21 protein-coding genes are annotated in these 26,390 nt (G+C 51.8%); 1 reads left to right on the top strand and 20 read right to left on the bottom strand.

What is annotated here, in order from left to right:
• Positions 1–170 precede the first annotated feature (170 nt).
• The 4 genes from ACTHRH_RS21005 to helD all read right to left on the bottom strand — a co-directional run bounded on the left by ACTHRH_RS21005 (position 171) and on the right by helD (position 6,455).
• The gene (locus ACTHRH_RS21005) at positions 171–497 is read right to left on the bottom strand and encodes a transposase (RefSeq protein ID WP_427333730.1); all 327 of its coding nucleotides are present in this window, start codon (positions 495–497) and stop codon (positions 171–173) included.
• Positions 498–894: 397 nt separating this feature from the next.
• Positions 895–2,925, bottom strand: coding sequence for a S9 family peptidase (locus tag ACTHRH_RS21000; protein ID WP_440417512.1), 2,031 nt, complete (start codon positions 2,923–2,925; stop codon positions 895–897).
• A gap of 279 nt (positions 2,926–3,204) precedes the next feature.
• A complete protein-coding gene (locus tag ACTHRH_RS20995) occupies positions 3,205–4,005 on the bottom strand; it encodes a class I SAM-dependent methyltransferase (RefSeq protein ID WP_440417510.1) in 801 nt (266 codons plus the stop codon).
• Positions 4,006–4,103: 98 nt separating this feature from the next.
• Positions 4,104–6,455 carry an RNA polymerase recycling motor HelD gene (helD, locus tag ACTHRH_RS20990; protein WP_379285475.1) on the bottom strand — a complete coding sequence of 784 codons (2,352 nt, stop codon included), beginning with the start codon at positions 6,453–6,455 and terminating at the stop codon, positions 4,104–4,106.
• Between the two features lie 459 nt (positions 6,456–6,914).
• Here helD and ACTHRH_RS20985 point away from each other — a divergent pair, with 459 nt between their 5' ends.
• Positions 6,915–7,295, top strand: coding sequence for a YmaF family protein (locus ACTHRH_RS20985; RefSeq protein ID WP_440417508.1), 381 nt, complete (start codon positions 6,915–6,917; stop codon positions 7,293–7,295).
• Positions 7,296–7,368: 73 nt separating this feature from the next.
• Here ACTHRH_RS20985 and ACTHRH_RS20980 read toward each other — a convergent pair whose 3' ends face one another.
• From ACTHRH_RS20980 to ACTHRH_RS20905, 16 genes are all read right to left on the bottom strand, one after another.
• Complete coding sequence (locus tag ACTHRH_RS20980; RefSeq protein ID WP_440417506.1) at positions 7,369–8,193, bottom strand: urease accessory protein UreD; 825 nt, start codon at positions 8,191–8,193, stop codon at positions 7,369–7,371.
• A 1-nt stretch (position 8,194) separates the two neighbouring features.
• Positions 8,195–8,806 carry an urease accessory protein UreG gene (gene ureG / locus ACTHRH_RS20975; RefSeq protein ID WP_379285470.1) on the bottom strand — a complete coding sequence of 204 codons (612 nt, stop codon included), beginning with the start codon at positions 8,804–8,806 and terminating at the stop codon, positions 8,195–8,197.
• A 51-nt stretch (positions 8,807–8,857) separates the two neighbouring features.
• Positions 8,858–9,556, bottom strand: a complete 699-nt coding sequence (locus ACTHRH_RS20970) for an urease accessory protein UreF (RefSeq protein WP_440417504.1) — start codon at positions 9,554–9,556, stop codon at positions 8,858–8,860.
• Entirely contained in the window at positions 9,537–9,989 is a 453-nt protein-coding gene (ureE, locus tag ACTHRH_RS20965) for an urease accessory protein UreE (RefSeq protein WP_440417502.1), read from the bottom strand. The genes ACTHRH_RS20970 and ureE overlap by 20 nt, the downstream gene beginning before the upstream one ends.
• A 64-nt stretch (positions 9,990–10,053) precedes the next feature.
• Positions 10,054–11,769 carry an urease subunit alpha gene (gene ureC, locus ACTHRH_RS20960; RefSeq protein ID WP_379285464.1) on the bottom strand — a complete coding sequence of 572 codons (1,716 nt, stop codon included), beginning with the start codon at positions 11,767–11,769 and terminating at the stop codon, positions 10,054–10,056.
• Positions 11,766–12,149 carry an urease subunit beta gene (locus ACTHRH_RS20955; RefSeq protein WP_440417500.1) on the bottom strand — a complete coding sequence of 128 codons (384 nt, stop codon included), beginning with the start codon at positions 12,147–12,149 and terminating at the stop codon, positions 11,766–11,768. Before ACTHRH_RS20955 ends, ureC begins: the two co-directional genes overlap by 4 nt.
• A gap of 138 nt (positions 12,150–12,287) precedes the next feature.
• Positions 12,288–12,590 carry an urease subunit gamma gene (locus ACTHRH_RS20950; RefSeq protein WP_379285460.1) on the bottom strand — a complete coding sequence of 101 codons (303 nt, stop codon included), beginning with the start codon at positions 12,588–12,590 and terminating at the stop codon, positions 12,288–12,290.
• Between the two features lie 1,156 nt (positions 12,591–13,746).
• Positions 13,747–15,153 (bottom strand): sulfatase-like hydrolase/transferase, encoded by a 1,407-nt coding sequence (locus ACTHRH_RS20945; protein ID WP_379285458.1) that lies wholly within the window; start codon positions 15,151–15,153, stop codon positions 13,747–13,749.
• A gap of 309 nt (positions 15,154–15,462) precedes the next feature.
• Positions 15,463–16,983: an extracellular solute-binding protein gene (locus ACTHRH_RS20940; RefSeq protein WP_379285456.1), complete on the bottom strand. Its 1,521-nt coding sequence runs from the start codon at positions 16,981–16,983 to the stop codon at positions 15,463–15,465.
• 47 nt (positions 16,984–17,030) lie between these two features.
• Entirely contained in the window at positions 17,031–17,897 is an 867-nt protein-coding gene (locus ACTHRH_RS20935; protein WP_440417498.1) for a carbohydrate ABC transporter permease, read from the bottom strand.
• A 13-nt stretch (positions 17,898–17,910) separates the two neighbouring features.
• The gene (locus ACTHRH_RS20930) at positions 17,911–18,864 is read right to left on the bottom strand and encodes an ABC transporter permease (RefSeq protein WP_379285452.1); all 954 of its coding nucleotides are present in this window, start codon (positions 18,862–18,864) and stop codon (positions 17,911–17,913) included.
• 115 nt (positions 18,865–18,979) lie between these two features.
• A complete protein-coding gene (locus ACTHRH_RS20925) occupies positions 18,980–21,307 on the bottom strand; it encodes a helix-turn-helix domain-containing protein (RefSeq protein ID WP_440417496.1) in 2,328 nt (775 codons plus the stop codon).
• A 431-nt stretch (positions 21,308–21,738) separates the two neighbouring features.
• Positions 21,739–22,743, bottom strand: coding sequence for a siderophore ABC transporter substrate-binding protein (locus ACTHRH_RS20920; protein WP_440417494.1), 1,005 nt, complete (start codon positions 22,741–22,743; stop codon positions 21,739–21,741).
• A gap of 180 nt (positions 22,744–22,923) precedes the next feature.
• Positions 22,924–23,682, bottom strand: a complete 759-nt coding sequence (locus tag ACTHRH_RS20915; RefSeq protein WP_379290679.1) for an iron ABC transporter ATP-binding protein — start codon at positions 23,680–23,682, stop codon at positions 22,924–22,926.
• Positions 23,676–24,626, bottom strand: a complete 951-nt coding sequence (locus tag ACTHRH_RS20910; RefSeq protein WP_144935521.1) for an iron chelate uptake ABC transporter family permease subunit — start codon at positions 24,624–24,626, stop codon at positions 23,676–23,678. Before ACTHRH_RS20910 ends, ACTHRH_RS20915 begins: the two co-directional genes overlap by 7 nt.
• Positions 24,616–25,569, bottom strand: coding sequence for an ABC transporter permease (locus tag ACTHRH_RS20905; protein WP_144935524.1), 954 nt, complete (start codon positions 25,567–25,569; stop codon positions 24,616–24,618). Before ACTHRH_RS20905 ends, ACTHRH_RS20910 begins: the two co-directional genes overlap by 11 nt.
• Positions 25,570–26,390 lie beyond the last annotated feature (821 nt).

Here is a 26,390-nt window from a genome sequence, read left to right as displayed (position 1 = left end):
CCGTCCATCCGTCGTAAGGGAATATCCGGGATAGGAACGACCTCTGCGGCTTGCTGTAGATGGTTTTGCTTGAGCTTTTCGTTTGAATCGATCGTAATAGGTGGATTTCGCCAGACCAAGGATTTGCAAGACATGTGTTGCTGCCTCTCCCCGCTTAATGAATTGGTCGGCTATTTCAAATTTTTCGTGTAAGCGGGGTTCTTCTTTTTTAGCAGCTCACGTAAAATTTCAATCTCGAGCTCCTTTTCCCCAAGAACTTTTTTTGCCTTTTCATACTTTTCTTCGATCTCTTGGAGTCTCTTTAGTTCTTGAAGTTGCTGATCAGCAGGGGGGAGCTCCTGAAGATCGACTTGATCCCGATAGGTTCGAATCCAGGTACGGATTGTTTCCGGATGAAGATCATACTTTCTGGCGAGCACCCCCACCTTAATACCAGATAACGCTTGTCGGACGACATCAAGTCGAACTTCTTCATACAATTTATTGGATCGTCTCATGCTGGTCGCCTCCCTAAGAAATACAATAATATATTGTAGGGTAGGACTCCAGTTTCGTTAGGGGGCCGTGGAGATAGTGCACGTCTTTTCGGAGAAAAGCCTTGAAGTACCTGATTCTAGAGCGATAGTGCACGTCTTTTCGGAGAAAAAGCCACGCAATGCCCTATTCTAGAGCAATAATGCACGTCTTTGGAGCGATTTTTGCGAAATGGCCCCATTTTGTGAAAAAGACCTGCACATTTGAGCGTCTTTCACCTTTTTATTGGAAATAGTCACGATTTTAATGTATTTTTGCTCGTCTTTGCGATGTCTTCACCGACCCGGATGCGACGTTGGCTTTCCCTCAGGTCTCCGTCAGGAGCTTTTTTTAAAAATATATAAGAAAGTTATGTAAGCTTTATCCTTTGCTGATATGCCGTTCAAACCATTCCACGATCCGGTTCAGCCGTTCAACGCGCAGCCCGGGATTCCCACTTCGCGACAGCTCATGGCTTGCGCCCGGAAAGCGCACGAGCTCGGTCTCTTTGCCGGAACGCTTCAACGCCATATAGAGCTGCTCAGCCTGCTCAATCGGGCAGCGCAAATCCTGCTCCCCGTGAAGAATCAGGAGCGGGGTCCGGATATTGCTCACATAAGCGAGCGGGGAATGCTTCCACAGCTTCTCCGTGTCCTCCCACGGATTTCCCATGATTTCCCCTTCGATAAAGAAATAGCCGATATCGCTTACCCCGTAGAAGGACAGCCAGTTCGAGATCGACCGTTGGGTGACGGCCGCCCGGAAGCGGTCCGTATGGCCTACCGCCCAATTCGTCATGAAGCCTCCGTAGCTGCCCCCCGTTATGCCGAGTCTCTCCTTATCGATGAAATCGAAATGGTCTGCTGCATAATCGACCGCTTCCATTAAGTCCTGATAATCCCGCCCCCCATAATCTCCGCGGCAGCCGTTCACGAACGTCTGTCCGTAGCCGAAGCTGCCTCTGGGGTTGGTATACAGGACGGCATACCCCTGTGCAGCCAGCAGTTGGAACTCATGGAAGAAAGAATGAGAGTACATGGCATGCGGGCCGCCATGGATTTCCAGAATGGCGGGATACCGTCTCCCCGCCTCGAAACCGGCGGGACGCATGACCCAGCCATGAACGGTGACGCCATCCGAAGCCTTGAATTCGAAGGCTTCCGGCGAGCTCCACTCGATCTGCTCCAGGAAAGCGTCGTTGGCTGCGGTCAGCCGGACCTCCTCCCCGGTGTGCAGATCCACCCGGTATAAATCTCCCGGCAGTAACGGATCGGTCACTGCGATCACCAGATACCGTTCGTCCTTCGTTATCGCAAATTGATAAACTTCCCTGGCTCCCTCCGTCAGTGCCTCGGGCTTCCCGCCGCCGTCCAGAGGGAACTGGCAGACCTGCACGCTGCCCGCAATGGAAACCAGCGCGTAGATGGAGCGGCCGTCCGCGCTGAACAGCGGGGGAGGCGTCCGCAAATGCGACCTCATATCGCTGATAGCGGCATTGCCCAGCAACACATCGAAGCCCTCGGTCAGGCAGGCTGCGGCCCCGCCTTCTGCGGAGATCGTATACAGCGCGGTCTGCGTCGCGCCTTCATATGCCCGGTCGTGGCCGAAGAAGGCTATGAGCTTCCCGTCGGGAGAGAAGCTTGCCTGGCTGATCGCCCAGCTCGTATCCGTCAGCCGGCGGGGTTCGCCTCCGTCACGGTCGATGAGGAACAGATCGTTCATAAGCTGCAGGTCGATGTCCTCTGACGGGTCCTTCGCTATTTTCGCCAGGAACGCTATCTGCCGACCGTCCGGCGACCATACGGGCTCATGAACATCATAATCTCCATCGGTGATTTGACGAGTCTGCTCCGTCTCCAGGTCGAGCACAAACAGATGGCTTCTCCGATGATCCCATAGCCCGGCGCCGTCAGCTTTCGGCTTCGACCGGGTGACGACCCGGACCCGGCTTGCCCAGCGCTTATTCTCTTCCTCCGGCGTAAGCTCATCCAGCTCCGGATCTGCGGCCACCTTCGCCGTAAACAGCAAATGCGTGCCGTCGGGAGACCAGGCAAAAGAGTTGACACCGCGCGGCAAGCGCGTGATCTGCCTTGCCTCCCCTCCTTCACGGGGAATGATCCAGATCTGTCTTCCTTGATCGGACTTGCGCAGGAAGGCGAGCCGGTTCCCGTCCGGAGACCAGGCCGGAGCCGTATCCTGCCCTTCAGGGGCCAGCGGTCCTCCATTGGTAAACGAACGATCCTCCGCTCCGTCGATAGTAAGAAGTCGGATATGAGACCGGTAGTTCTCCCTGTCGTCGCTCACCGATTGACACACATAAGCAATGGAACGGCTCACCGGACATACGGCCGGATCACTGACCCAGCGGAAACTATATAGATCTTCCGCAGTCACCTTTCGTTTGCTCCCCATAGCGCTCACTCTCCTCTTTTCACAATTGCCCCCTTTTTCCATATTTTATCAGAAAGCTAAGACTATGGTCCAAAAAAAGATTCCAGGGCTGCCCCTATTTTTTTAACAAGATAACGATGAAGATCGCTGCCAACAATATATGACCGTTAAAATGCAAAGGTGGCCATGCTTCCCCAACGGATCACCATCTCGATATCACCTCAAACGAATTTACCGAGTGTCGGCAAACAGTCTGCTAACCCATTAACCGGCTTAACCAAACAAGCCCTTTGCCCTCTTTCACTGACCGGAAAGAAGCTTCCGAAAGCGAACAACCAGAACAGGAGGGATCTCCTCCCACACCGACCCTCGGCCTCCGTCATCCCGCCGAAATACCGGCTCGGCCATTCCATCCAGGACGAACTTCTGCTCCAGCCCCAAGGTCACCAATTCCGAAAGTGGCCTGTGAAAATACCGTGTGGGAATCGGTTGATTTCGGAGTGAGAGGCCTTCATAGGTCTCCGGTTGGATATATTTGGATATTAGGACACCCCGCCGAGTAATGATCCCCGTTGCATCTTCCTCCTCCTCTACAACCTTTCGGGCACCGGGTGTTTGGAAACAGGGGTGCAGCACCGAGAAAACGAAAACTCCTCCGGGCTTCAGCAGCTCATACAGTCCTTGCATCAGCGGGGTCATTTCGGCCATATCCATTATAGCCATGTTCGCCACGGCAGCATCGAAGGATTGGACCCCGAGAGACAGAAGAGAATCCAGGTCCGTCCCGTCCATCACCCGGTAATCGATTCGGTCACCGTAATCGGCCGACCGGATTTGGGCCCGTTCAATCATCGTCTCGCTATAATCGAAAGCAACCACCTTCACCCCCAAATCGGCAAGCCTCCGGGCGAAAATGCCGTTCCCGCAGGCAACCTCTACAACCCGCTGTCCTGCCTGCACCTCAAGGAGTCTTTCGGTATGCGGCCTGATCAGGTCTCTGTAAAAGGAATTACTCTCTTCCCCCATGCGTTCATCCCAGTAGGAGGCATTTTCTTCCCAGCGCTTTTGACTGTCCGAGACCCATTCTTTCCAGTCAGTCATTGACTCCCCTCCCAAATAATGCTACCGAATCTCAAAATTCGAATCTGCATGTTACCGGTCGCGTCATACAGCCCGACATACGCCCCGTTCCCCTGTCATCAATCCCCTGCAACGTAAGTATCCGGCGAGACATCGTCCAGAAACGGGCTGCGCGTGCCGATGTAATACAGATGCAGCTCATGCATCGCGCGGGTGCATGCCGTGTAGAACAGCCTGCGCTCGCCCTCTCTGCCGTACTGCTCCTGCGAGGCGTTGTAGAGGATGACGGCATCGAACTCCACCCCTTTGGCCAGGTAGGCGGGAATGACCAGCACCCCGGGCTCGAACGAGGCCGCATCCTTCTCGATCAGCCGAGCCTCCAGCAGTTGATCCAGCTTCGCGAAGGCTTGCCGGCTTTCCCGGGCCGACTTGCAGATAACGGCAATCGTTCGAAGTCCGGAATTCTGCAAAGCCCGGATTCGTTCGGCCACCCTCGCATTAAGGTCAGACTCGTCGGCTGCTTGCGTCACGGTCGGCTTGCTTCCTTCGCGGTTAAAGGGCTCGATCGCATGCCCTTCCGGAATCAATCCGCGCGTAAAATCGATGATTTGCCGTGTGGAACGGTAGCTTCGCGTCAGTATGAACCGCTCGGTCTGTTCTTCCCCGTACAGAGCCTGCAGCGTCTCCCAATGGTCCTCCGCCTCCGCATGACCGAAAATCGCCTGGTTCAAATCTCCGAGCACCGTCATTTTGCTGCGCGGAAACAGTTTTTGGATAAAAGCGAACTGAAAAGGGGAATAATCCTGGGCTTCATCCATAAAGACATGGCGGATCAGGTTGTTGGTCTGGAAGCCCTCTATTCTTTCCTGCAAATACAAATACGGAGTCGCATCCTCATAGGCCAATTCGGACCGGTCCAGCCGCTCTACGGTTTGCGCGCAAATTTCCTCCCAATGCTTGGGCAGGTCGGCCTCCCGGCCGAAGCGAAGGGCATACTGCGGATCGGCAAATAACTGCCGGTAAATGCCCGGGACATTAACAAACCGCAATTTCTTCACCCGCTGACGCAGCCCCTTGAAGTGCTCGCGGACAATCATGGAGCCCAGCAGCTCCCTTTCCCGATCATAGTCATCGAATGACTCCCCTGCGAAGCGGTTTTGCTTCCTCAGCTTTTGGTAAGCTTTCTGATAGGCGTCATTATCGAGCAGCTCGATTTCATCCTCCACCCACGGTTCATTCCGTTCGGCCTTCTCCTTTTCCTTCAATTCCCCCAGAAGCCATTCGGACAACAACTGCATCCGGTTCGGTATGGACAAGGACGAATCCAATGCATAGAACTGCTCCCGGATCCGGGCCGCCGACAGAAGCGTTTTGCCCCTGAACCTCAAGCCTTTAAAAAGGATTCCTTCCTTCCCGAGAACGGACAAATACCTCTCGATCAGCTCCATAAACCGCGCCGAAGCCTTATAACGGATTCCCTCCATGCGGGCCTCGTATCCCGGTTCGTTCATGGCGGTGTACTCGTACTCCAGTTGGGCGAACGGATCGCCAAGCTGGAATTGACGGCCGAGCCGATGATCCAGAAATTGCTGGAAGGTCGTCTGCTGCATGTTTTCTTCGCCAAGCTCCGGAAGGACGGTCGACACATAGCTGTTAAACATCATATTGGGCGAGAAAAGAACGATATGCTCGGCCTTCAGCGTTTCCCGGTACCGATACAGCAAATAAGCTACCCGTTGCAAAGCCGCCGAGGTTTTGCCGCTTCCGGCAGCTCCCTGGACGATAAGAAGACGGCTTCTCTCGTTGCGGATAATTTGATTCTGCTCTTTCTGAATGGTGGCTACAATGCTTCTCATCTGCGAATCCGCCTGCTTGCCCAGCACCTCCTGCAGCAGCTCGTCGCCGATGGTCACTCCTGTATCGAACATGCTGACGATTTGCCCGTCACGGATCGTATATTGACGCTTAAGCTCAACGGTTCCGGAGACCGTGCCCCCGGGAGTCTCATACCGGGCAGGGCCGGGTGCGTAATCGTAATACAAGCTGGATACCGGCGCCCTCCAATCATAAATGAGAAACTCCATTTCTTCTTCATCATACAAGGAGCTTATTCCAAGATATATGGACTCGGCCCTGCTCTGTCCCTCTTCCAGAAAATCCACCCGGCCAAAGTATGGGGATTGCTTGAGCTTGTTCAGAATGTTCAATTGGTTGTACGCGTGCTCGTAGCTGCGCTCCTTCTCCGACAACACTTCCGCCTGCTGTTTAATGCTGGCGTAGGTTTCGATGAGCTCGCTGGAATCGTCCAGATTTATGGTGACGTCGTCCCAGAAATTTCTCCGCACGTCCACGGTTTCCTCTTTCTTATCGCTGACATGCTCCTGAAGAACCGCGATCTTGCTGTCAATTTCTTGTTCCACGCGCTTCACACGCTTCTTCTCTTCCAGCCAATCCTGTTCAGTCAAACTCATCAAATCACTCCTTTTGCTAAATCCCTATCTTTAACCAACCTAATAAAATGAATGTTGACAGCCATGCTTCTTTTGTGATAATATATTATTGGGAAATAATATATTCGGATTTTCCCATCAACAAAATCCAAATTTTATTGTAGCACAGGACCGGTTTAGAAATCAATCGGTTTCTTCTTGTGTTATTTTGTTATGTCTGAATATTGATACAGCTCTAGTGTTCAATTTGACGTATAAAATAAGATGGGGTCGAGCATTGCTCCTGCCCGATCTTTTTTCTTTGTTAAGGATCCGGTGCTTCCTTTACTATGCCCTGTAGTCCTTCCGACAAATGGGCATCTGCACAGTCCAACCGTTAATCCGGGACATAGACTTATATAGGCTATCTGCTGTCGCCCTAACCGGCTTGCCTGGCGATGCAGACAACCGCAATGATCGTTCTGACAGGATGTGAGCCCTATGGATATACCCGTCTCCGGCTTTGTTGTTCATTCGGATGATTCGGACGGGCGTCATTCCCACAAACTGTATATTACAAATTGGAATGGAAGACCCGTTCACATTCATCCTTTCTCCGGTGTGACCTCCTTTGATGTCGGGCATAGACATCAATACGCGGGCACAACCGCCCCCGCTCCGAGCGGAGTGCAGCATGTCCATCAATATCAAGCTGAAACCTCGTTCGATGATGGCCATATGCATCTGATCCGGGGCACGACCGGACCGGCCATTCCCCTTCCCGAAGGTGGCCATTACCACTATTTCGAAGGCGTCACTACCGTTAATGGAGCCACTCCCCATGCCCATGAATACGGGGGAAGGACCGGCAACGAAATCTAATCAAGCGAAGACGCAGAAGGCTGCAGACCCAAGCGGATCTGGCAGCCTTCTGTTCATTTCCCTTATCGGGCGGCTAATATTTGCGCAATGACACGGGCGCCTTCCCAAACCACTGCTCCCGTATATAATTGACAATCCGGCCAAATAACCGTTCGATGGTTTGGGTGGAATCGGCCAGCATCCGCACAGCGAAGCCCGGCACGATCAACTCGGACAGGCCGATCTTCCCCGCCTGTTCCTCCAGTTGAACCGCTTCTGTCAATGCACTGCAGAAGGACGCCGTTGCCTGCTCACCGATGACGAACAGGGAGCCGAAATGGGTGTGCCCGTCCATTCTGCCTAAACCGGACAACGGCCGGCTTGCCGGACAGAGCTTCATATGATCATGCAGAACGAGTTCCCGATCCATGTACAGTTCGCTCTTGAGCGACAGTTCCTTATAAGCGAACAGCGTTCCGTCCGGCGACCATCCCGGCGTAATCACTTCCGCGCTGATTAGCGAGGCTCCTCTTTCCATATGGATAACGGTCTGCTGCCGGTAGCGGGCGTCCCGGTAGGCGATGACCGGGTCCGGGAGCCATTCCAGATAGCTGCCGGACTTCATGCGGATTTCCGTCGTCTGAAGCACCGGCTGGCCGGGCGTCCTGTAAATCTTGGTCGAGGATTGAGTCGTGATCAGGAGCTCTGCCCCTTCCTCCAGCTCCACACTCATCCGATACCGGTCCCCGTCCACATATCCTCCGCCGGGATTCATCACATAATAGCAAGCCTGCCCGGAATGATCGGGATAGATCGGGCGGGCCACCTTATAGGCGCCCTGATGGTACAAATCGGTGACGACCGTCCGGCCTCCCCTGTTCTCCGCCTTCATCCGGAGAGTTCCCGTCCATTCGCCCATGTTATTCCAGACCTGTCAGCAGGGCGTTTTTTTCAATCCATTCCACAACTTCGTCCAGCCCGGATTCTTCCTTCAGGTTTGTGAAGAAATACGGCTTATTGCCGCGGAAAGCGAGTGTGTCGGCCTCCATTACCTGCAAATTGGCGCCTACATAAGGGGCCAGATCAGTCTTGTTGATGATGAACAAATCCGACTTGATCATCCCTTGCCCGCCCTTGCGCGGGATCTTCTCCCCTTGGGCTACGTCGATAATGTAAATGGAGAAATCAACGAGCTCCGGGCTGAAGGTGGCCGCCAGATTGTCGCCGCCGCTTTCCACAAACACGATTTCGAGATCGGGATGCCGCGACATCAGTTCATCGATAGCCGCGAAATTCATCGATGCATCTTCCCGGATGGCGGTATGCGGGCAGCCGCCCGTTTCCACCCCGATGATCCGGTCTTCCGGCAGCACCCCGGTCTGCAGCAAAATTTTGGCGTCCTCCTTCGTGTAAATATCGTTGGTCACTACAGCCATGCTGTATTTTCCGTGAAGACGCCGGGTTATTTTCTCCACCAGCATCGTTTTGCCGGCCCCGACAGGACCGCCTACCCCGATTTTGACCGGTTTCATGCTCTCGCCCTCTTTCCATACTAGATTCTCGATTCCTTGCTTAACGATTATTTACGACATGAAAAGCCGGGTATTCAGCCTCTCATGCTTCATCTGCGACCATTCCAATCCAGGGGATACGATTCCGATATCGTCTGTCGTCAATCTCTCCACAGCCTCAACCGCCTGCAGCAGAGCGGGCTGCATATGCATCAACAGCCGCTGACCTTCCGTCTGTCCGAGCGGAATGGCCCTCACCCCGTTCTGCACCATGCTGCTAACGGACGAGTACAGACAAGCCAACACCGCTGTCGGCTTCTCCGCCTGCATGAGACGGGCGACCATGGCGAAAGCGACCGCCGGATGGCCATACGACGTCTTACGCAATATCCGATCCCGATATTGTTTCAAGGACGGATCTTCATACAACTCCGCCGCAAGCCGGATCATTCTCTCTCCGATTCTGCGCACTCCTTCCCGCGATTCCCGGGGGAGATTCTGAACCGTCAGCAGCCGGTCCAATGCCCATAGCTCTTCCATGCGGCCTTCATCCAACGCCTCATAGGCTAGTCGGCAACCCAATCCGTCCGAATAGACCAGCTGCTCGTTAAGGTAGACCGTCAGCCATTCCCGGAAGGTGGCTGCATCCGTCACTAATCCTTCCTGCAGGTAGGTTTCCAATCCGAACGAATGGTTGAACGCCCCGGAGGGAAAGTTCGAATCGCACCACTGCAGCAGGGCAAGCAGCGAATTAGTGTTTATGTCCCACATGCCGGAACGCCTTCTTCACTTTCATCTTCTCCCGGGTATATGGAATGGCGTCCTGGACGAGCTGCTCCTCGACCAAATAATCATACTGCACCAGCATCCGCTCTCCCTCGAACTGCGCCGGCAGGTGACGGTTGCCGAGCTTGTGGGCGATCTCTCCCATCTCCTGCATCGAGCGGGGGCGGATTACGAGCAGGTCGTCCGGCCGCACTTCGATGACGATCATGTTCTTGTCATCCATGTATAAAATATCCCCGTCCGCCAGCTCATCCTTCTGCGTCAGACGGATGCCGATTTCGTTGCCATGGTCCGTCGTCACCCGCTGAATTTTCTTCAGCAAATCTTCGCTGTCCATATATACCTTCTCCACATGGCGTGCGGCTCTGTCCTCCGGCCGAAGCTGCTCCAGCTTCCCGGCTATTTGTTCAATAATCATACTGCCCCTCCTTCGGATTCTGATGTCTATCAACTATAAGGTGACCCGTACTTGTCCGTTGGCCTTAAAAAAGGAAGTACCGCTGAGCCATCGGCAAAACCTCCACCGGCTCGCAGGTCAGCAGCTCTCCGTTCGCTCTTACCTCATAGGTTTGCGGATCAACGAACAGCTCCGGCGTTTCCCCGTTGAGGATCATGTCCTTCTTCGTTAGCGTGCGGATGCCCCGGACGGGAAGCACGATTTTGTTCAGCCCCAATTGTGCGGGAACTCCCGCATCCAGCGCGGCCTGCGAAACGAAAGTGACCGAGCAGCGCGCCAGCGCCCTGCCTACAGAAGCGTACATTGGCCTGTAGATATACGGCTGCGGGGTCGGAATCGATGCATTCGGATCCCCCATCAGACTCTGCACGACAAAGCCGTTCTTCAGCACCATCTCGGGTTTAACCCCGAAGAAAGCCGGATGCCAGATGACCAAATCGGCGATTTTGCCGACCTCCACCGAACCGACATAATCGGCAATGCCGTGAGTGAGCGCCGGATTGATCGTATACTTCGCAATATAGCGCCTGACGCGGAAATTGTCCCCGTTCGAGCCCGCATCCTCCGGCAGCTTGCCCCGCTGCTTCTTCATCTTGTCGGCCGTCTGCCAGGTCCGGGTTATAACTTCGCCCACGCGGCCCATCGCCTGGGAATCCGAGCTGACCATGCTGAATACGCCCAAATCATGCAAAATATCCTCGGCCGCAATCGTTTCGCTGCGGATGCGGGAGTCGGCGAAGGCTACATCCTCCGGTACGCTCGGATCCAGATGATGGCATACCATCAGCATATCGAGATGTTCTTCCACTGTATTGATCGTGAACGGCCGGGTGGGATTAGTCGAGGAAGGCAGCACATGGCTCAGCGCCGCCATCTTGATCATATCCGGAGCATGGCCCCCGCCCGCTCCTTCCGTATGATAAGTATGGATGACCCTGCCCCGGATCGCCGCAATCGTATCTTCCACGAACCCGCCCTCGTTTAGCGTATCCGAGTGAAGCGCCACCTGGACGTCATACTTGTCCGCCACACGCAGCGAATAATCGATTGCAGACGCTGTCGCTCCCCAATCTTCATGCACCTTCAAGCCGATCGCTCCGGCCCGGATTTGCTCGGCCATAGGCGCTTCATGGGCTCCCGAGCCTTTGCCGAGAAAGCCGACATTGATCGGCAGGCCCTCGGACGCCTCCAGCATCCGGTGAATATGCCATTCGCCCGACGTGCAGGTCGTCGCCTTGGAGCCCTCCGCCGGCCCGGTGCCGCCTCCGATCAGGGTGGTCAAGCCGGAGGCCAGCGCATGCTCCACCTGGTGAGGATTAATAAAATGGACGTGGGTATCGATGCCTCCCGCCGTGACGATCAACCCCTCCGCAGAGAGAATCTCGGTGGAAGCCCCGATAACGAGATCGACTCCGTCCATAACGAGCGGATTGCCGCTCTTGCCGATCCCGGCAATCCTGCCGTCGCGAATGCCGATATCCGCCTTATAAATGCCGGTATAATCAACGATAATGGCATTGGTAATGACGAGATCCATGGCGCCTTCCTCGCGAGTGATCAGCGGATGCAGCCCCATACCGTCGCGAATCGATTTTCCGCCGCCGAATTTCGCTTCGTCCCCGTAACGGGTATAGTCTTTCTCAATCTCGATGAACAAGTCGGTATCCGCCAGGCGAACTGCATCGCCGGTCGTCGGCCCGAACATATCCGCATACTGCTTCCTCGACATGGTAAAGCTCATACGCCCACCTCCGATCCGACAGTTGAAGACAGAATGACGGAAGCCCGGCGTTCTTGAGCCTCCGCTTCCCTCTCATCCAGCGATCCGTCCGTCTTGTTATTAAATCCATAGACCTTCCGTTCCCCGGCGAACGGGACCAGCTCGACTTCCTTGCGGTCTCCCGGCTCGAAGCGCACGGCTGCGCCGGAAGGAATATTGAGATGCATGCCGAATGCACGCTCCCGGTCAAACTTCAAGGCCTTATTGGCTTCGTAGAAATGAAAATGCGAACCGACCTGAATCGGACGATCCCCGACGTTCAGCACTTCCAGAGACACGGTGGGGCGTCCCTCATTGCAAATCACATCATTACCCAGCAATTTATATTCACCTGGAATCAAGCCTGTCTCCTCCTTTGAAATGATACTCTGCATGTTGTACGAGATTCCGTCCCTCCATGCCGATGCCGTAATGCACTGTCGAAAAAAGGAACGCATCCTGGCCAAACCACTTTGTAAGCGGGCCTTCTGTGAAATGCACTATCTAATAGGATCGTGGACCGTAACCAGCTTCGTGCCGTCCGGAAAGGTCACCTCGACCTGAATATCCGGAATCATCTCCGGCACTCCCTCCATGACATCTTCCCTGCGTAGAATGGTGGCCCCTTCGCTCATTAGCTGAGCCACCGTTTTGCCATCGCGGGCTCCTTCCATAATTTCATAGGTGATCAGCGCCACCGCCTCCGGATAATTCAGCTTCAACCCTCTTTCTTTGCGCCTGCGGGCAAGATCGGCCGCCACGACAATCATCAGCTTCTCCTGCTCTCGAGGTGTCAGTCTCATCCGTATTCCTCCTATCCCCCGGCTTCATCGGCCTGTATTGATTTTTTTAAAATTCCTCAAGGTTTGTTACATATTTTTCCATACACTGTTGAATCAAAGAGCATCATTGGCTTATTCAAACTCATTGTACAAGCAGAAACGCGCACTCAAATAGACTGCTCGTTCACGCAGACTTAAGCCAGATCCGGTGAGGAGCACCCTTCTTTCTATTGGGATTTGTATCTTTTTTCACAAATTCGCGAATAGAAAAACTCCTATCGGAGTTATCGCCAAATAAAAATCTATTGCCGTCAAAAAGCCCGTTAGCGCTAACGAGTTTTTTCTAACCGAAGTCTTACCTGTAACATTTTAAATAAGGAGTGGTTGCAATGCGGTTTCTTAGGGCTGCAACCAGGGTTAATTGGCATGGAATGCCGAAGCGGATAAAGCCGGTTAGTGCTGCATTAGTGGCAGGGCATGAGCAGAAATAAGGGGATCATTCTCTCATACCAGTTTATTGGGAGGGTTTGCTTCCACTAATTATCTAATATAACGCTTATAGCACTACTCCCATCATAGTAAATTTGGTTGGGAAACTATAGCACCCAATTTCAACGAATAATGTAGAATTTGACTCGAATCAGCCTTAAAACCATCGCTTTCGCAGGCTTTCATTACCGATTGTCTTATTTCATGGTCTTAGCTGTTTTTTCACAGTGCTGCCAGGGCTCCTGACGACGGGACGTTCCTGTTGGTAAGCGTTCCGGTCACTAGCTTGCCACCGGAAATCCCTTAATGCTGAAAACAAGCAAAAGTACAGGTCATTTCACGGAAATCCGGTAAATACGGCAAAAGACATGCGATAGTGCAGGTCTTTCCCGCCAAAATCCCGAAAATCGGCAAAATGGCCAAATTCACCTGCACATTTGCATGTCCTGCGCGGATTTACTAAAATCGTTCCGAAGACCTGCAGAAATGCTGGTTCTTGATCCCGGCAATCGCCGGCAGGCGTAGTCGATAACGGCGATGTGCCGTCTGACCAATGGCGGCGGCGCGCGCCTATCGCAGATGGGCGGCCTGCAGTGCTAGCCGGTGTCACCTGGCGGCCACGACGATGCCGGCCAATGCCGGATCGGCCATCAGTTGGGGATGGCCGATCCGGGTGCCTTCTGCTGCTTCACCCTTCCTCCAAAGGATGGTACGCTTTCCGGCCTTCCCCCGCTGTGCCGGCCAGGTCCAGCTGCCCCAAGCCGCTCACCGGCTCCCGTGTGCCGTCCAGCGCCGGATCGGCATAACGGACGAACCACTGCTCAAGCTGTCTCTTCAAGGCGATACGCTGGTCCTCCGCTTCACGGCTGCCAATCAAATTGTGACGCTCCCCGGGATCGTTGACCAAATCATACAGCTCGTGCGGCCCATAAGGGTAACGATGGATGTACTTCCATTCCCGGGTGCGAATCATCCGGACCGGGCCGTACTCATCGAAGACAACGACCGGTTCCCGGCTGCCGTCCTCCTCACCGAGCAGTTGCTTCAGGAAGCTGCTTCCCGGAAGCCCGTCAGCCTCCGTATACTCCATGCCCACGTACTCCAATAGAGTGGGCATGATATCGTAGCCGCTCACAAGCGCATCGCAAACCGCCCCTTGAGGGATACGGCCGGGATGGCTGAAAATAGCCGGCACCTTCACCGATGTGTCATACATATTCTGCGGGAAGGTGCCATTACCCTTGCCCCAAATGCCGTGATGCCCGCAGTTGAACCCATTGTCACTCAGGAAGCAGACCAGCGTCGAGCCGCGCAGCCCTTTCTCCTCCAGTTTGTCTAATATCCGTCCAATGTTGCGGTCCATCTCCGTGACGGCGGCAAAATAACCCTTCAAGTTTTCCTTCTGGTTATCCGCCCAGGGTGCGGTCTTGATTGCCCAGGGATGCTTCGGCTCCTGCGGGCAGCTCTTGAACTCGCAGTCATCGTAGGAGTCTACCACTTCCTGCGGGTGATTGTCGATCCATGGGCTGTGCGGGGCCGTATAATGCACGCTCAGATAGAAGGGCCGGCTCCCGTCCTGCGCCTCCAGAAACTGCAGCGCGTCGTCCGTGATTACATCGGTCAAATAACCCGGCTCATTGATCGGCTTCCCGTCACGGATCATCGGCGCGTTATAGTACTCGCTCCCCCCCGTCTGGTGAACGTACCAATGAGTAAAGCCTTTCTGCGGCCTCACACTGTCTCCCAGGTGCCACTTGCCGCTAAGCCCGCAAAGATAGCCGTTCTCGGCCAAAATCTCGGTGTATGCCTTCTGTCCCTGCAAATACTCGATAGGCCGTTCCCCTACGCTGCCTCCGCGAATCCAGTCGTGAACCCCATGCTGGGACGGAATTCTTCCCGTCAACAGAGAGGCCCGGGCCGGCGAGCAAACCGGCGACGTGCAGAAAAAATTGGTAAACCGCATTCCTTCCGCCGCCAAACGATCCAGTTGAGGGGTGCGGATTTCGTCATTACCGGCACAGCCCAAGGCCCAGGCCCCCTGATCATCGCTTAAGATGAATAAAATGTTGGGATAATCCGATATAGAAGCCGTCACTTGAACATCCTCCTAATTAATGATTTAGTCATTCTTGCCTTCTAATCCTATCATCCGGTCGGGGTCCCGTTCAGGCTTCCGTTCAGGCTATTGGTATCTCGATGCTTCAGCACATTAGCCGCTTAGATTCTCCCGTCCGACTGTTGTATTCGGTACTTCCATGCACACACGCCTCTCCCGTCTTGCCGTTACACCGGGTGCTCTCCATGTACACACACCTCTCAGGCCGCTCATCACTCCGCTGTGTGACAGGTTAGCACTTACAAGCCCATGCCGGCCCCTCCCCGCTCCAAATTCGGGGACACGACGCTATTTCTGCTCTTGATATGCTTGATTAACCGCTTTCAAAACGGCGTCGCCGCCTTGCTCCCGCCACTTCCGGGACAACTCCGCTATCCCTGCGTCGATCTCTCTCTTGCCGGTGATCATTTCGGTGTAATATTGATTAAACAATTCACCCAGAATACCGCCATACTCCACCTCTTCCTGAGTGGTCACGTTCAGGAGATTGGGGACGATATTGGCCGTCGCAATCTCTACCGATTCCCTCGCCCGGTCCACCTGCGGCTCGGTTTCCGGCAAATAATTTTCGCCGAGCGGCCAGACTACGCTGCCCCAGGCGAGCGGATGCGACCATCCATTGGAGGCGAAGCCGTCTTTGGCTCGTTCTTCTTCATTATATATGATTTTATCGCCGTCTTTCGTATAATGAATGCCTTCAATCCCGAGCTTCAACAAATCGCGGCCTTCCGGAGAAAGCATGAATTCAATGAATTTCGCCGCTTTTTCCGGATCCTGGGCATGACTCGTAACGGCCGTGAACAAACCGTTCTTGGGCGCGTTGGCCATCCCTCGCTTACCGTCCGGACCAGCAGGCGGGGCCATGAAGCCAAGCTTGCCTTCGGGGTTCACCTTCTGCAGGCTTGCCTCCAGCCGTCCTACGTGACGGAACAGCGGGGCTCCCATGAATCCGACCTTGCCCTGATAAAACTTCTGTTCCCGCTGCTGCGTATCGTTAAGCAGAAATTCCGGGTCCAGCAGCTTCTCATCCCACAGCATGCGGATGAATTCCACTCCCTGCCGGAATGCCGGATGCTCGAAGATAGGCACGACTTCCCCCTGCTCATTTAACACCCAATCCCCATGCGGCAGCCCATAGGCGTAGAAAATAAAGTTAAAGGAGCTGTTAAAGCCGGTGCTCTTCGTAGCCGTCAGCCCGTACGTATCCTGCTTTCCGTTGCCATCAGGATCTTTCGCGGCAATCTCCTTCATCGCATGATAGAATTCATCCAGCGTTTCCGGAGGCTTCAGACCGAGCTTCTCCAGCCAATCCGCGCGATAGGCAATCGTTGTATTGGACCGCTCCTCAATGAACGGATAGCCGTAATACTTGCCGTCCACCGCCGTCCAGGTCAGCCTTTGTTCAATTTTTCCTCTGACCGTCGGCATTACATCGAAATAATCGTTCAGCGGGACAAGAATACCTTCCTCGATCCATTGGCTGAGGGAGGGCGATGGATAATTAATCGTGACCACATCGGGCAAATCGCCGGTCGCGATGGACACGTTTATTTTTTCGTAGCTGCCCTCGGGGACGACCTGAACCTGCAGATCAATCCCCAGCCTCCGGTTAATTTCCGCTATGATCCGGTCATCGGGCCCAATCGGATTCGCCGCCGTATCACCCGGTGTCAGAAACACCAGCTTGACCGGCTTGTCGTCTGTTGCGGACGATCCCCCTGCTTCATTATTCCCGCATCCTGCCGCCGAAGTCAGCACGATCAACGCGCAAGCGCCTGTAAGCCATTTCTTCTTCCGTATATTTTTCATGTCCCTGCTTCCCCCTCTATAGGCATATAAAACTTAAGGTGTCGATGCTACTCCTTGACCGCTCCCAACGTAACCCCCTGCACAAAATACTTTTGAAAAAAAGGATAAATAATCATCACCGGTATGGTTGAAATCATAATGGTTGCCATCTTGATCGATTGTCCCAGCAGAAAAGGGCTGTCTCCCCCCGACTGGAAAGAAGCTTCGTTGTCGATCAGCATGGAGCGGAGGAACAGCTGCAGCGGCCAAACTCCCTTATCGGTGACATACATTACCGCCGTAAAAAATTCGTTCCATCTCGCCACAGCATAAAACAAAGAGATTGTGGCGATAGCCGGCATCGACAGCGGAATGACGATTCTAAGCAGAATTCCCAAATCACTGCAGCCGTCTATCCTGGCCGACTCCTCGAGACTGTCCGGAATGGAGGTGAAAAAATTCCGCATGATAATCAGGTTGTAGGTTTGAATCGCAGTAGGAATCATCATCGACCATACTGTATTCATCATGCCAAGCTGCTTCACAACCAGATAAGTGGGAATGATGCCCCCGCTGAACATCATCGTAAAGACGATGGAAAACATGATCGGGCGTCCTCCCGGCAACTGCCGTTTCGACAGCGCATAGGCCGCCATCGTCGTGGCGAACATGCTGATAATCGTTCCGAATACCGTTATAAAGATGCTGTTCCCGTAGGAAACCCACAGCTGCTTAAGCTGCAGAAGGTACTGGTAAGCCTCTAGAGTGACCGATTTCGGATAGAGATGCAGGTTGGAGGACAAGCTTTCCTGCAGAGGAGTAATCGAGACGATCAGCGAATCCCAGAACGGGTACAAAGTCAGGAATGCGAGAAATGTCAAAAACATGTAGTTAACTGTATCAAATATTTTGCTGCCCGCACCGCTATGTGTCATGCCCCTTCCCCCTTTAATAAATCCCTTGTTCACCCATTCTCCGCGCCAAACTGTTGGCTATGACCAGAAGGGTAAAATTGATGACCGATTTGAACAATCCGACTGCGGCGGCGAGACTGAATTTGCCTTCCGTGAGGCCGACCCGGTAGACATACGTATCAATAATATCCGCTACGTTATAGACTCCGGGATGATACAGGACGAAAATTTGCTCGAATCCCGCTTCCATAAGCCCCCCGATACGCAGAATCAGCAGAATGATGATGGTGCTGCGGATGCAGGGCAAGGTGATATGCCATACCCTTCTCCACCGATTGGCCCCGTCCATGACCGCCGCCTCATAAAGCTGCGGATTGACACCGGCCAAGGCTGCCATATAAATAATGGTGTTCCAGCCGAACTCCTTCCAGATCATGGACCAGACCAATGTGCCGCGAAAATAATTCTCGTCAATCAGAAAGCCGACAGGCTGTCCGCCAAGCGATCGTATCAAATTGTTGACCACCCCGCCGTCGACCGAGAGCAGATTGATCAGCAGGCCTCCCATGATCACCCAGGAAATAAAGTGCGGCAAGTAGATCACTGTCTGCACTGTCCGCTTAAACATCAGCTTGCGAACCTCATTAAGCAGAAGGGCGACGATCAGCGGCAGCGGAAAGCCGAAGACCAGCCGGTATAAGCTGATCACGATGGTGTTCCAGAAAATCTGCCAGAACTTATCCAGGCCAAACAAGTATTCGAAATGCTGGAAGCCGACCCAGGCGCTCCCCGTGATCCCCTTGGTGATGCTGAATTGCTTGAAGGCAATCAGCGCTCCGTACATCGGATAATAATGAAACACAAGATAATAGAGAATGGCCGGTAGAAGCATCAAGTAAAAGGAACGATAGCTATAAATCCGTTTCAGCACTTCTAATCTTGCAGGTCCTATGCCGGTTCGTCCCGGTTTTGCAGCAGGCGTTGGCATAAGCAAACCTCCTTCCTTTCATTTGTTGTAAGCACTTTCAGCATAGAAGGAGGAGGTTGAGCCCGACAAGATTCAATACTTGTAAACGGTATCAATTATGGAGATTGGGCAGGTATCAATGGATCGGATCGGTATCTATTTTCGATTTTTCCCCGTTCAAACGCTCTATCGCATACCTTTTCCGATATTCGGTAGGGGTTAATCCCGTGTGCTTCTTGATTGTCCGGATCAGATTCTGCTTCTGCCCGAAGCCCGATGCTGCCGCGATTTCGTTAATGCCTAATGAGGATTCCTTTAGCAAACGGTAAGCTTCCTGCAGGCGGATATAGGTCAGATAGTCCATGAACGTCTGCCCGGTCACTTCTTTAAATAATTTCGATAAATATTGGCTGTTCATATAAGTCAGATCCGCCAGCATTTGCAGGCTGAGAGGCTCTCGGAAGTTGGCCTGGATATGGGACACCAGTTTGCCGATCAGTTCAACGTTCTTGTATTCCCGCTTATCCTGCAGAGCGTCTGCCGTCCGGGCGAACACCTTGTCAAACCACAGACGGATATCCTCCAGGCTCTGCAGCTTCGCAAATTCATATACGAGACCGTCATCCTCCTCTTCCCCCTCCCTTCCCGTCAACATTTCAGCACGAACCGTCATTAACGCGTGGAGCAGCCCGTTCAGAATCAAATTTTTGTGATGGAGGCCAAGCGCCGAATCCCCGACCAGCTGCCGGATCAGCTCGTCTTTAGCTGCCAGGGAAGCATCCAGCCGACCTATCTTCAACTCGTTCACGGCCTTGTCCACCCATTGGCGGAAGTTCATAAAGCGGTTCCGGTTCATATAGTTGATGTGCAGATCATGGATGGACAAGATGCTTCCTGTGCCGGTAAAGCGTTCATACAGCAGAACCTCGACCGCTTCGTTATAGGAGAGACAAATTTCTCCAAGGCTGCGGTAGCTGCCGCCGATTCCTATCGTCAGACTGGCTTCTGGCAGCTGCGTGGTCACGTTTCTTTTTACCTGAAAAGCCAGCTCTTTCGCCTTGTTAACCGTCTGTTCCCGGTCCCCCCATGTTCCCGTATTCATGATCATGACGTCTTGCTTATGGAATTGGGGAATGTAAACTCCCGACCCGTAAGCTGCCATCGTCTCCTCGCACAGCATACGGACCTGAAAATGAATCAAATTACGCAGCTTCTCCTCCGGCTCCTCGTCCAGATAAAGACGAAGGACAATCACGATAAAATGCTCAGGCTGGAGAGGTATGCCGTAATAGGCAAGCTGGCGCTTCAGTTCCTCGCTTCCGGACGGGCTTCCCGACAACAGATGAATCAGGGCGTGCTCCCGTAAAACCAGCTCGCTGTTATAAAATTTAGTTTTAAATTCCTCATTTTCATTAAATAAATGATCTATCGATTCGCTGATATAGCTGAATTCGTCACGGTGAAGAGCTTTGGTGAACGGTCTTTCCAGATGGTTGGATAAGGCATGGACCATTCTTCTTACCGGCTTGTAGTAATTTCTTGAAACCAGCACCATGAGGGCCACCCCGAGAGCAAGTCCCAGAAGTGAAATCAGAAGTGTAATCCGGATGATGTCATTCGATCTCTTGAACACCTCTTGATAGGGATTCAGAGTGACGTAGATCCATCCGTTAAAGTCGGAGGTCAGATAAGAGACCAGCGTGGGTTTCCCGCCAATCTTCTCGACGAACGAGCCTGTCTTCTCCGTACGAATTTGCTCTATATCGGTATCGGCGAACGGATGAAGCAGCATGCTTTTATCTTTATAAGACAATACTTCCCCTTCGGAGTTCAATATTGCAACATTCCCCAGCTTGCGGTTGTTCGTATTGACCACTGCGTTGTAGAGCACGTCTTCCTTCAGATGAATAAGAAGAACTCCTTTCTTCTCCATATGGTTCAGAGGGACGCTGAAATAGAAGCGAAGGACACTGTCGGAGGAATTGCGTTCGTCCGGCCAGCGGCCCGCTCCCCAGCTCATCGTTTCCCGGCCTTCGATAAATTCCCGCAGCGGCTCCCGGTTCGGGAAGTCTGTCAGGTCCATGATTCCCGACGGGGAAATCAGCTTATTATTGACGGAGCTATACAAATAAATGGAATGCAGATAGTTGGAGGAATGGATGCGTTCCGAGAACAAATTACCGGTGTTCTGCAGGAAACGGTACTCCTCTTCCAAATTCCAAGGAAGCCAGACCGATTTCTGGACATCTGTGTTGATCGCCAGCGATGTTGCCATCTGCTGCACCTCCCCCAGAGCCTGCTCCACGATTTTCCGAGTCTGTGCGAGCAGCTCGGTGTTCGCTCCGAGAACCTCCTCTTTTAGCATGACCGTCGTATACCGGTAAACCAGTGCACCGACCAGCAATGTAATCAGAACGACCGCAACCGTGAGATGCAGCAGCAGCCGGACAAAAACCGTTCTCACAAGTTCTCCCCCCTCTTTTGTATGCCCTTACATTATAATATAATCGGGTCTGCCTTTAAGAGGAAAGATTCCACACTTCACTCAGCGATTACCAATTCTAACCTTTGGATCCGCAGGTACGAATTAAAGTAGAATTAAACCTTTGGGATGGAGAATAGAAGGAAGCAACAGGAACAAGCAGAGGTACAGGTCCTGGCAAGATTTTTGGTTAAAATCGAAAAGAAACAGCACATTTGTTCAGGTAAATTTGCCCATTCGGGCCAGTTTGGGATTTTGATGAGGAATTAGTTGCATTTTTGTCCGTCCTTTCCTGAATTTCCCTGATTCTAGCAACACGACATGCACAGTCAATAATTGAAAATGTCCATGACAAAAAAACCGGAAGTATACACTTCCGGCTTGCATATCGGCATTATTCTATTTTTCTTTAATTACTTCACGCCTTCGGCAACTTCTTTAACCATCTCTGCCATGGAAATCAGTCCACCGCCGGACAGATACCAGTAATTCGGGTCGAGATAGATGATTTTGCCTTCTTTAAACGCGTTGGTCTTCTTCACCAGATCGTTCTCTACAACTTCCTTCGCCGGTTTTACGTTCTCGCCGCTGACTACCGCGTCTCTGTCAATGACGAAGAGATAGTCCGGGTTTTTCTCGGCGACGTATTCGAACGTAATTTTTTGACCGTGTGTGGAAGAATCGATCTTATCGTCTACCGGCAAAACTCCGAATACGTCATGGATCAAGCCGAATCGGGAGCCTCCACCATAAGCGCTGGCCTTCCCGCCCGTTGTCAGAATGATCAAACCTTTCTTACCGCTGGCGGCTGCCGTTTCGTTCAACTGCTTGATGGATTCGTTAATCGCGGCCAGCTCTTTGTCCGCTTCGGCTTCCTTACCGAAGATCGAGGCAAGCGTCTTTACGTTTTCCGTGAAGGATTCCATATAGTTCTGCGTATCAACCCCCATAAAGACCGTTGGGGCGATTTTATCCAACTCTTTGTAAGCTTCGGAAGATCTGCCCGAAATGATGATCAGCTCCGGCTTAAGCGCGTTGATTTTCTCGAAATCGGGCTCGAACAGCGTTCCTGCATTCATGTATTTGGAGTCTTCATATTTCTTCAGGTGGCCCGGCAGCGAGCTTTGAGGTACAGCAGCCACTTCGATTCCCAGCTTATCCAATGTTTCTAAAGCACCGTAGTCAAATACAACGACATTTTTCGGATTTTTCTTAACCGTTGCTTCCCCAAGCTGATGTTTGATCGTAAGCACCTCGTCTTTAGGCGCCTCTGTGTTCTTATTCTCGTTATTTGCCGCGGCGTTAGTTGTCTTTGCCTCTGATCCGCCCGGGTTTCCTTCCGAATTTTTCGCCCCGCACGCGGCGACTATGAAAACCAGAAAAATCGTCATCAACAACATGGATAATTTCTTGCTCACTCTTAACACCCCTAATAATTTAGTTTTTATATGAAATTATTTTGACGATATCGCTAACTTTAACTTGATGTCCGCTGCCTTTTTATAAGTATGGTTTCACTATCCTCCTTTCGCGGCGAACTGTCGGAGCGAACCGTGCTGGGAACCGTCAAATAAGATTCACCGGCTTTTGTAGACAGATTAAGTAAAATAAACGCAGATTTTATTGCCGTCAATCTCATGAATCTGAATGTCCATATCGTATACCTCCCGCAGTACGGACGAATCGATAATTTCGGCGGTCGTGCCTTCCTTTACAATTCTACCGTCCTTAAGCGCCACAATATAATCGGAATAACAGGAAGCGAAATTGATGTCATGGATTACGATAATTACTGTTTTGCCGAGCTCGTCGGCCAAGCGCCTCAGCACCTTCATAATTTGAACGGAATGCTTCATATCCAAATTGTTCAATGGTTCATCCAGCAGAACATAATCGGTATTCTGGGCAATAATCATGGCGATGAAAGCTCGCTGCTTCTGTCCGCCACTCAACTGATCCAAATATTTGTCCTGCATGTCTTCCAGTTCCATATAGCGAATGGCTTCGTCCACATATTTCTTGTCCTCCGCCGTCAGTCTTCCTTGGGAGTAAGGAAAACGTCCGAAGCCGACCAGTTCTTTAACCGTTAACCGGATATTAATGTGATTGGACTGCTTCAGGATGGAAATCCGCTTGGCCAGCTCGTTGCTTTTCCACTGACCGATCTCACGTCCCTCAATCCATATCTCCCCTTCGTCCTTGGGGATCAGGCGGCTGACCATCGACATCAGAGTGCTCTTCCCCGCCCCGTTCGGCCCGATAAACGAGGTAATCTTCCCCTTCGCTATCTTAACGGATACTTGATCTACGACATTTTTGTTTCCGTACCGTTTGGAAACGTTTCTGACTTCTACCACGATTTGTTCTCCTTTAACAGAAGGTATATGAAGTATACTCCGCCGATAAAATTGATGATGACACTTAACGAGGTGGAGAACGTGAATACCCGCTCGACCAAGAGCTGTCCTCCGACCAAAGCGATAATACTGATCAGGATAGATCCTGTGATTACATACGAATGCCGGTACGTTCTTATAAATTGATAGGCTACGTTCGCGACAAGCAAGCCCAGGAACGTGATCGGTCCGACCAGTGCGGTGGACACGGCTGTAAGTATTGCAACGACAATCAGAATTCTCTTGACGACATAATCGTAGCTGACACCGAGATTGATCGCATGTTCTTTGCCTAAAGACAGCACATCCAAATATTTATTGATCTTGATAAAGTAGGCTGCCGTAGCGAAGACGACGATGTAGGCAAGCAGGAGAATGTCGGAGTTGACGTTATTGAAGCTCGCGAACATCTTGTCTTGGACCACCATAAATTCGTTCGGATCGATGAGCATTTGCATAAAGGACGAAATACTGGAAAAGAACGTTCCGAAGATTAATCCGACCAGCAGCAGGAAATAAATATTTTTGCCCTCTCTTTTGAACAAAAATTTATACAATAGTCCCGCGAACAGCACCATAAAACCGACGGAGATGAGAAAGTGAATGTTCTTGCTCATCATGGTCAACGTAGTGGAGCCGAAGATGAAGACAATCGCCGTCTGCACCAGCATATAAAGAGAGTCCAATCCGATGATGCTCGGCGTCAATATTTTATTGTTCGTAACGGTTTGAAACATAACGGTTGAGAAAGCGATGCTGCCGCCCGTCAACAATATGGCCAATATTTTCTTGCCTCTTCGCGGCAATACATAATCCCAATTGCCGGCCGCATCGATGAATAAAAGGATGCAGATGAGCAACAGTGCCAGGGCGCCCAGGATATACAGCTTCGTTTTATGACTCATGTGACTTTCTCCTCAATAGCAAATAAAGAAAAATGCCGCTTCCTATGACCCCAACCGTAAGGCCGATAGAAATTTCGAACGGATAAATGATAATACGGCCGAGAATGTCGCAAGCCAGGACGAATACTGCCCCTAACAACGCCGTATGAGAAAGGTTTTTCTTCAGGTTATCGCCTTGGTAAATAGTTACGATGTTCGGAATGATCAGCCCCAGGAAAGGGATGTTTCCAACCGTAAGCATAACAATCGCGGATACAAGTGCGACGATCACCAGGCCGATATTGACTACCCGCTTGTAATTCAGCCCCAGGTTGACGGAGAACTCCTCCCCCATGCCGGCAACGGTAAACCGGTTCGCGTATAGATATGCTGCGACAACTAACGGGATACTTAAGTAAAGCAGCTCGTAGCGACCCTGCATGATCATGGAAAAGTCGCCGTGAAGCCAAGCGCCCACACTCTGGATTAGACCATACTTGAGACCCAAGAATGTCGTCGTCGAGCCGACGATGCTGCCGAACATCAAACCGACTAGCGGAATAAAGATTGAATCTTTATACTTGATTTTGTCTAAAATCTTCATGAATGCGAATGTTCCCGCCAGCGCGAAAACAAAAGCGACAAGCATCTTCTGCAGAGGGCTGGCCGAGCCGAAGATCAACAGCGATACGAGAATTCCCAAGCTGGCCGAGTCCATCGTTCCCGCCGTAGTCGGGGAGACGAATTTGTTTCTCGTCAGCTGCATCATGATCAAACCGACGATGCTCATGCTCGTTCCGGCGATAATAATGCTGATTAAGCGGGGAACGCGGCTGATCATAATAATTTCCAACTGGTCCTCTGTCAAGCTGAATATATCGAAGATGGATATATCCGTAACGCCTATAAATAATGAAATAAAGGAGAAAACTATCAGTGCGATAACCAGGTATCTTTTTTTCATCACTTTTTTCCTTTGCGCAAATGAATCTCATTCTCATTTAGGGTAATAATGATATTCATTCTCAATTAGATCACGATTAGTATTATAACATGCTGAACCCCGCTGTCAACATTATCCATGGTTTTCCGGATAAAAAAACGACAAAATTCAATAATTATTCATAATGTTGGTTCATTTTTTCAACTTGCTCGTTACGTCTGCCCGCAACAACGGGATGTATTGGAAAATCCGTCTATTTCTGCTGGTGTTGTGCCAAGGGAATGGAGTAGCGCGTCTGATTGGAAAATAGCTTAGCCAACCACCGGCCCTTGTGGTGATTATCTCCCACTGCGCACGACTCCCAGTGCGCGGTGTTTGACGTCGCATGACGGTGGTCAACCACATGGCTACGTACCGGGGACTGGGTAACTAACTGGATTTTATGTAGATAGATGGGATCTAGCCGCCAAAATCGCTAACCTACCTTGAAAATCCGTCTATTTTACCGTCTGCAGGCATCGTTGCAAGCGGAGCGGCACATCTAACTGTATTTTGTACAGGTAGATTCAAGCGAATGGGCGAAAATGATCAAACTAACTGGATAAACTACAGTTAAAATGGGCAACTTTGGGCGAAACGGCTGTTTTGGCGCAAACTAACTGTAGGTTTTCCAGTTAGTTTCCATATTTCTTCCGAATCTAGAAATCTAACTGTATGAAATCCATTTAGTATTCAAATTTCACACTATTGAAGCAATTCAACTCTATTCTACCTTGAAAATCCATCCATTTTCACCATCTGATGGTGTCGCGGTCAGCGGCATGGGGGTCTAAATGGGAAAC

Origin of the sequence: Paenibacillus sp. SAFN-117, assembly GCF_051966115.1 — a bacterium.
Lineage (GTDB): Bacteria > Bacillota > Bacilli > Paenibacillales > NBRC-103111 > Paenibacillus_L > Paenibacillus_L residui.
This window is presented reverse-complemented; position numbering and strand designations above follow the sequence as displayed.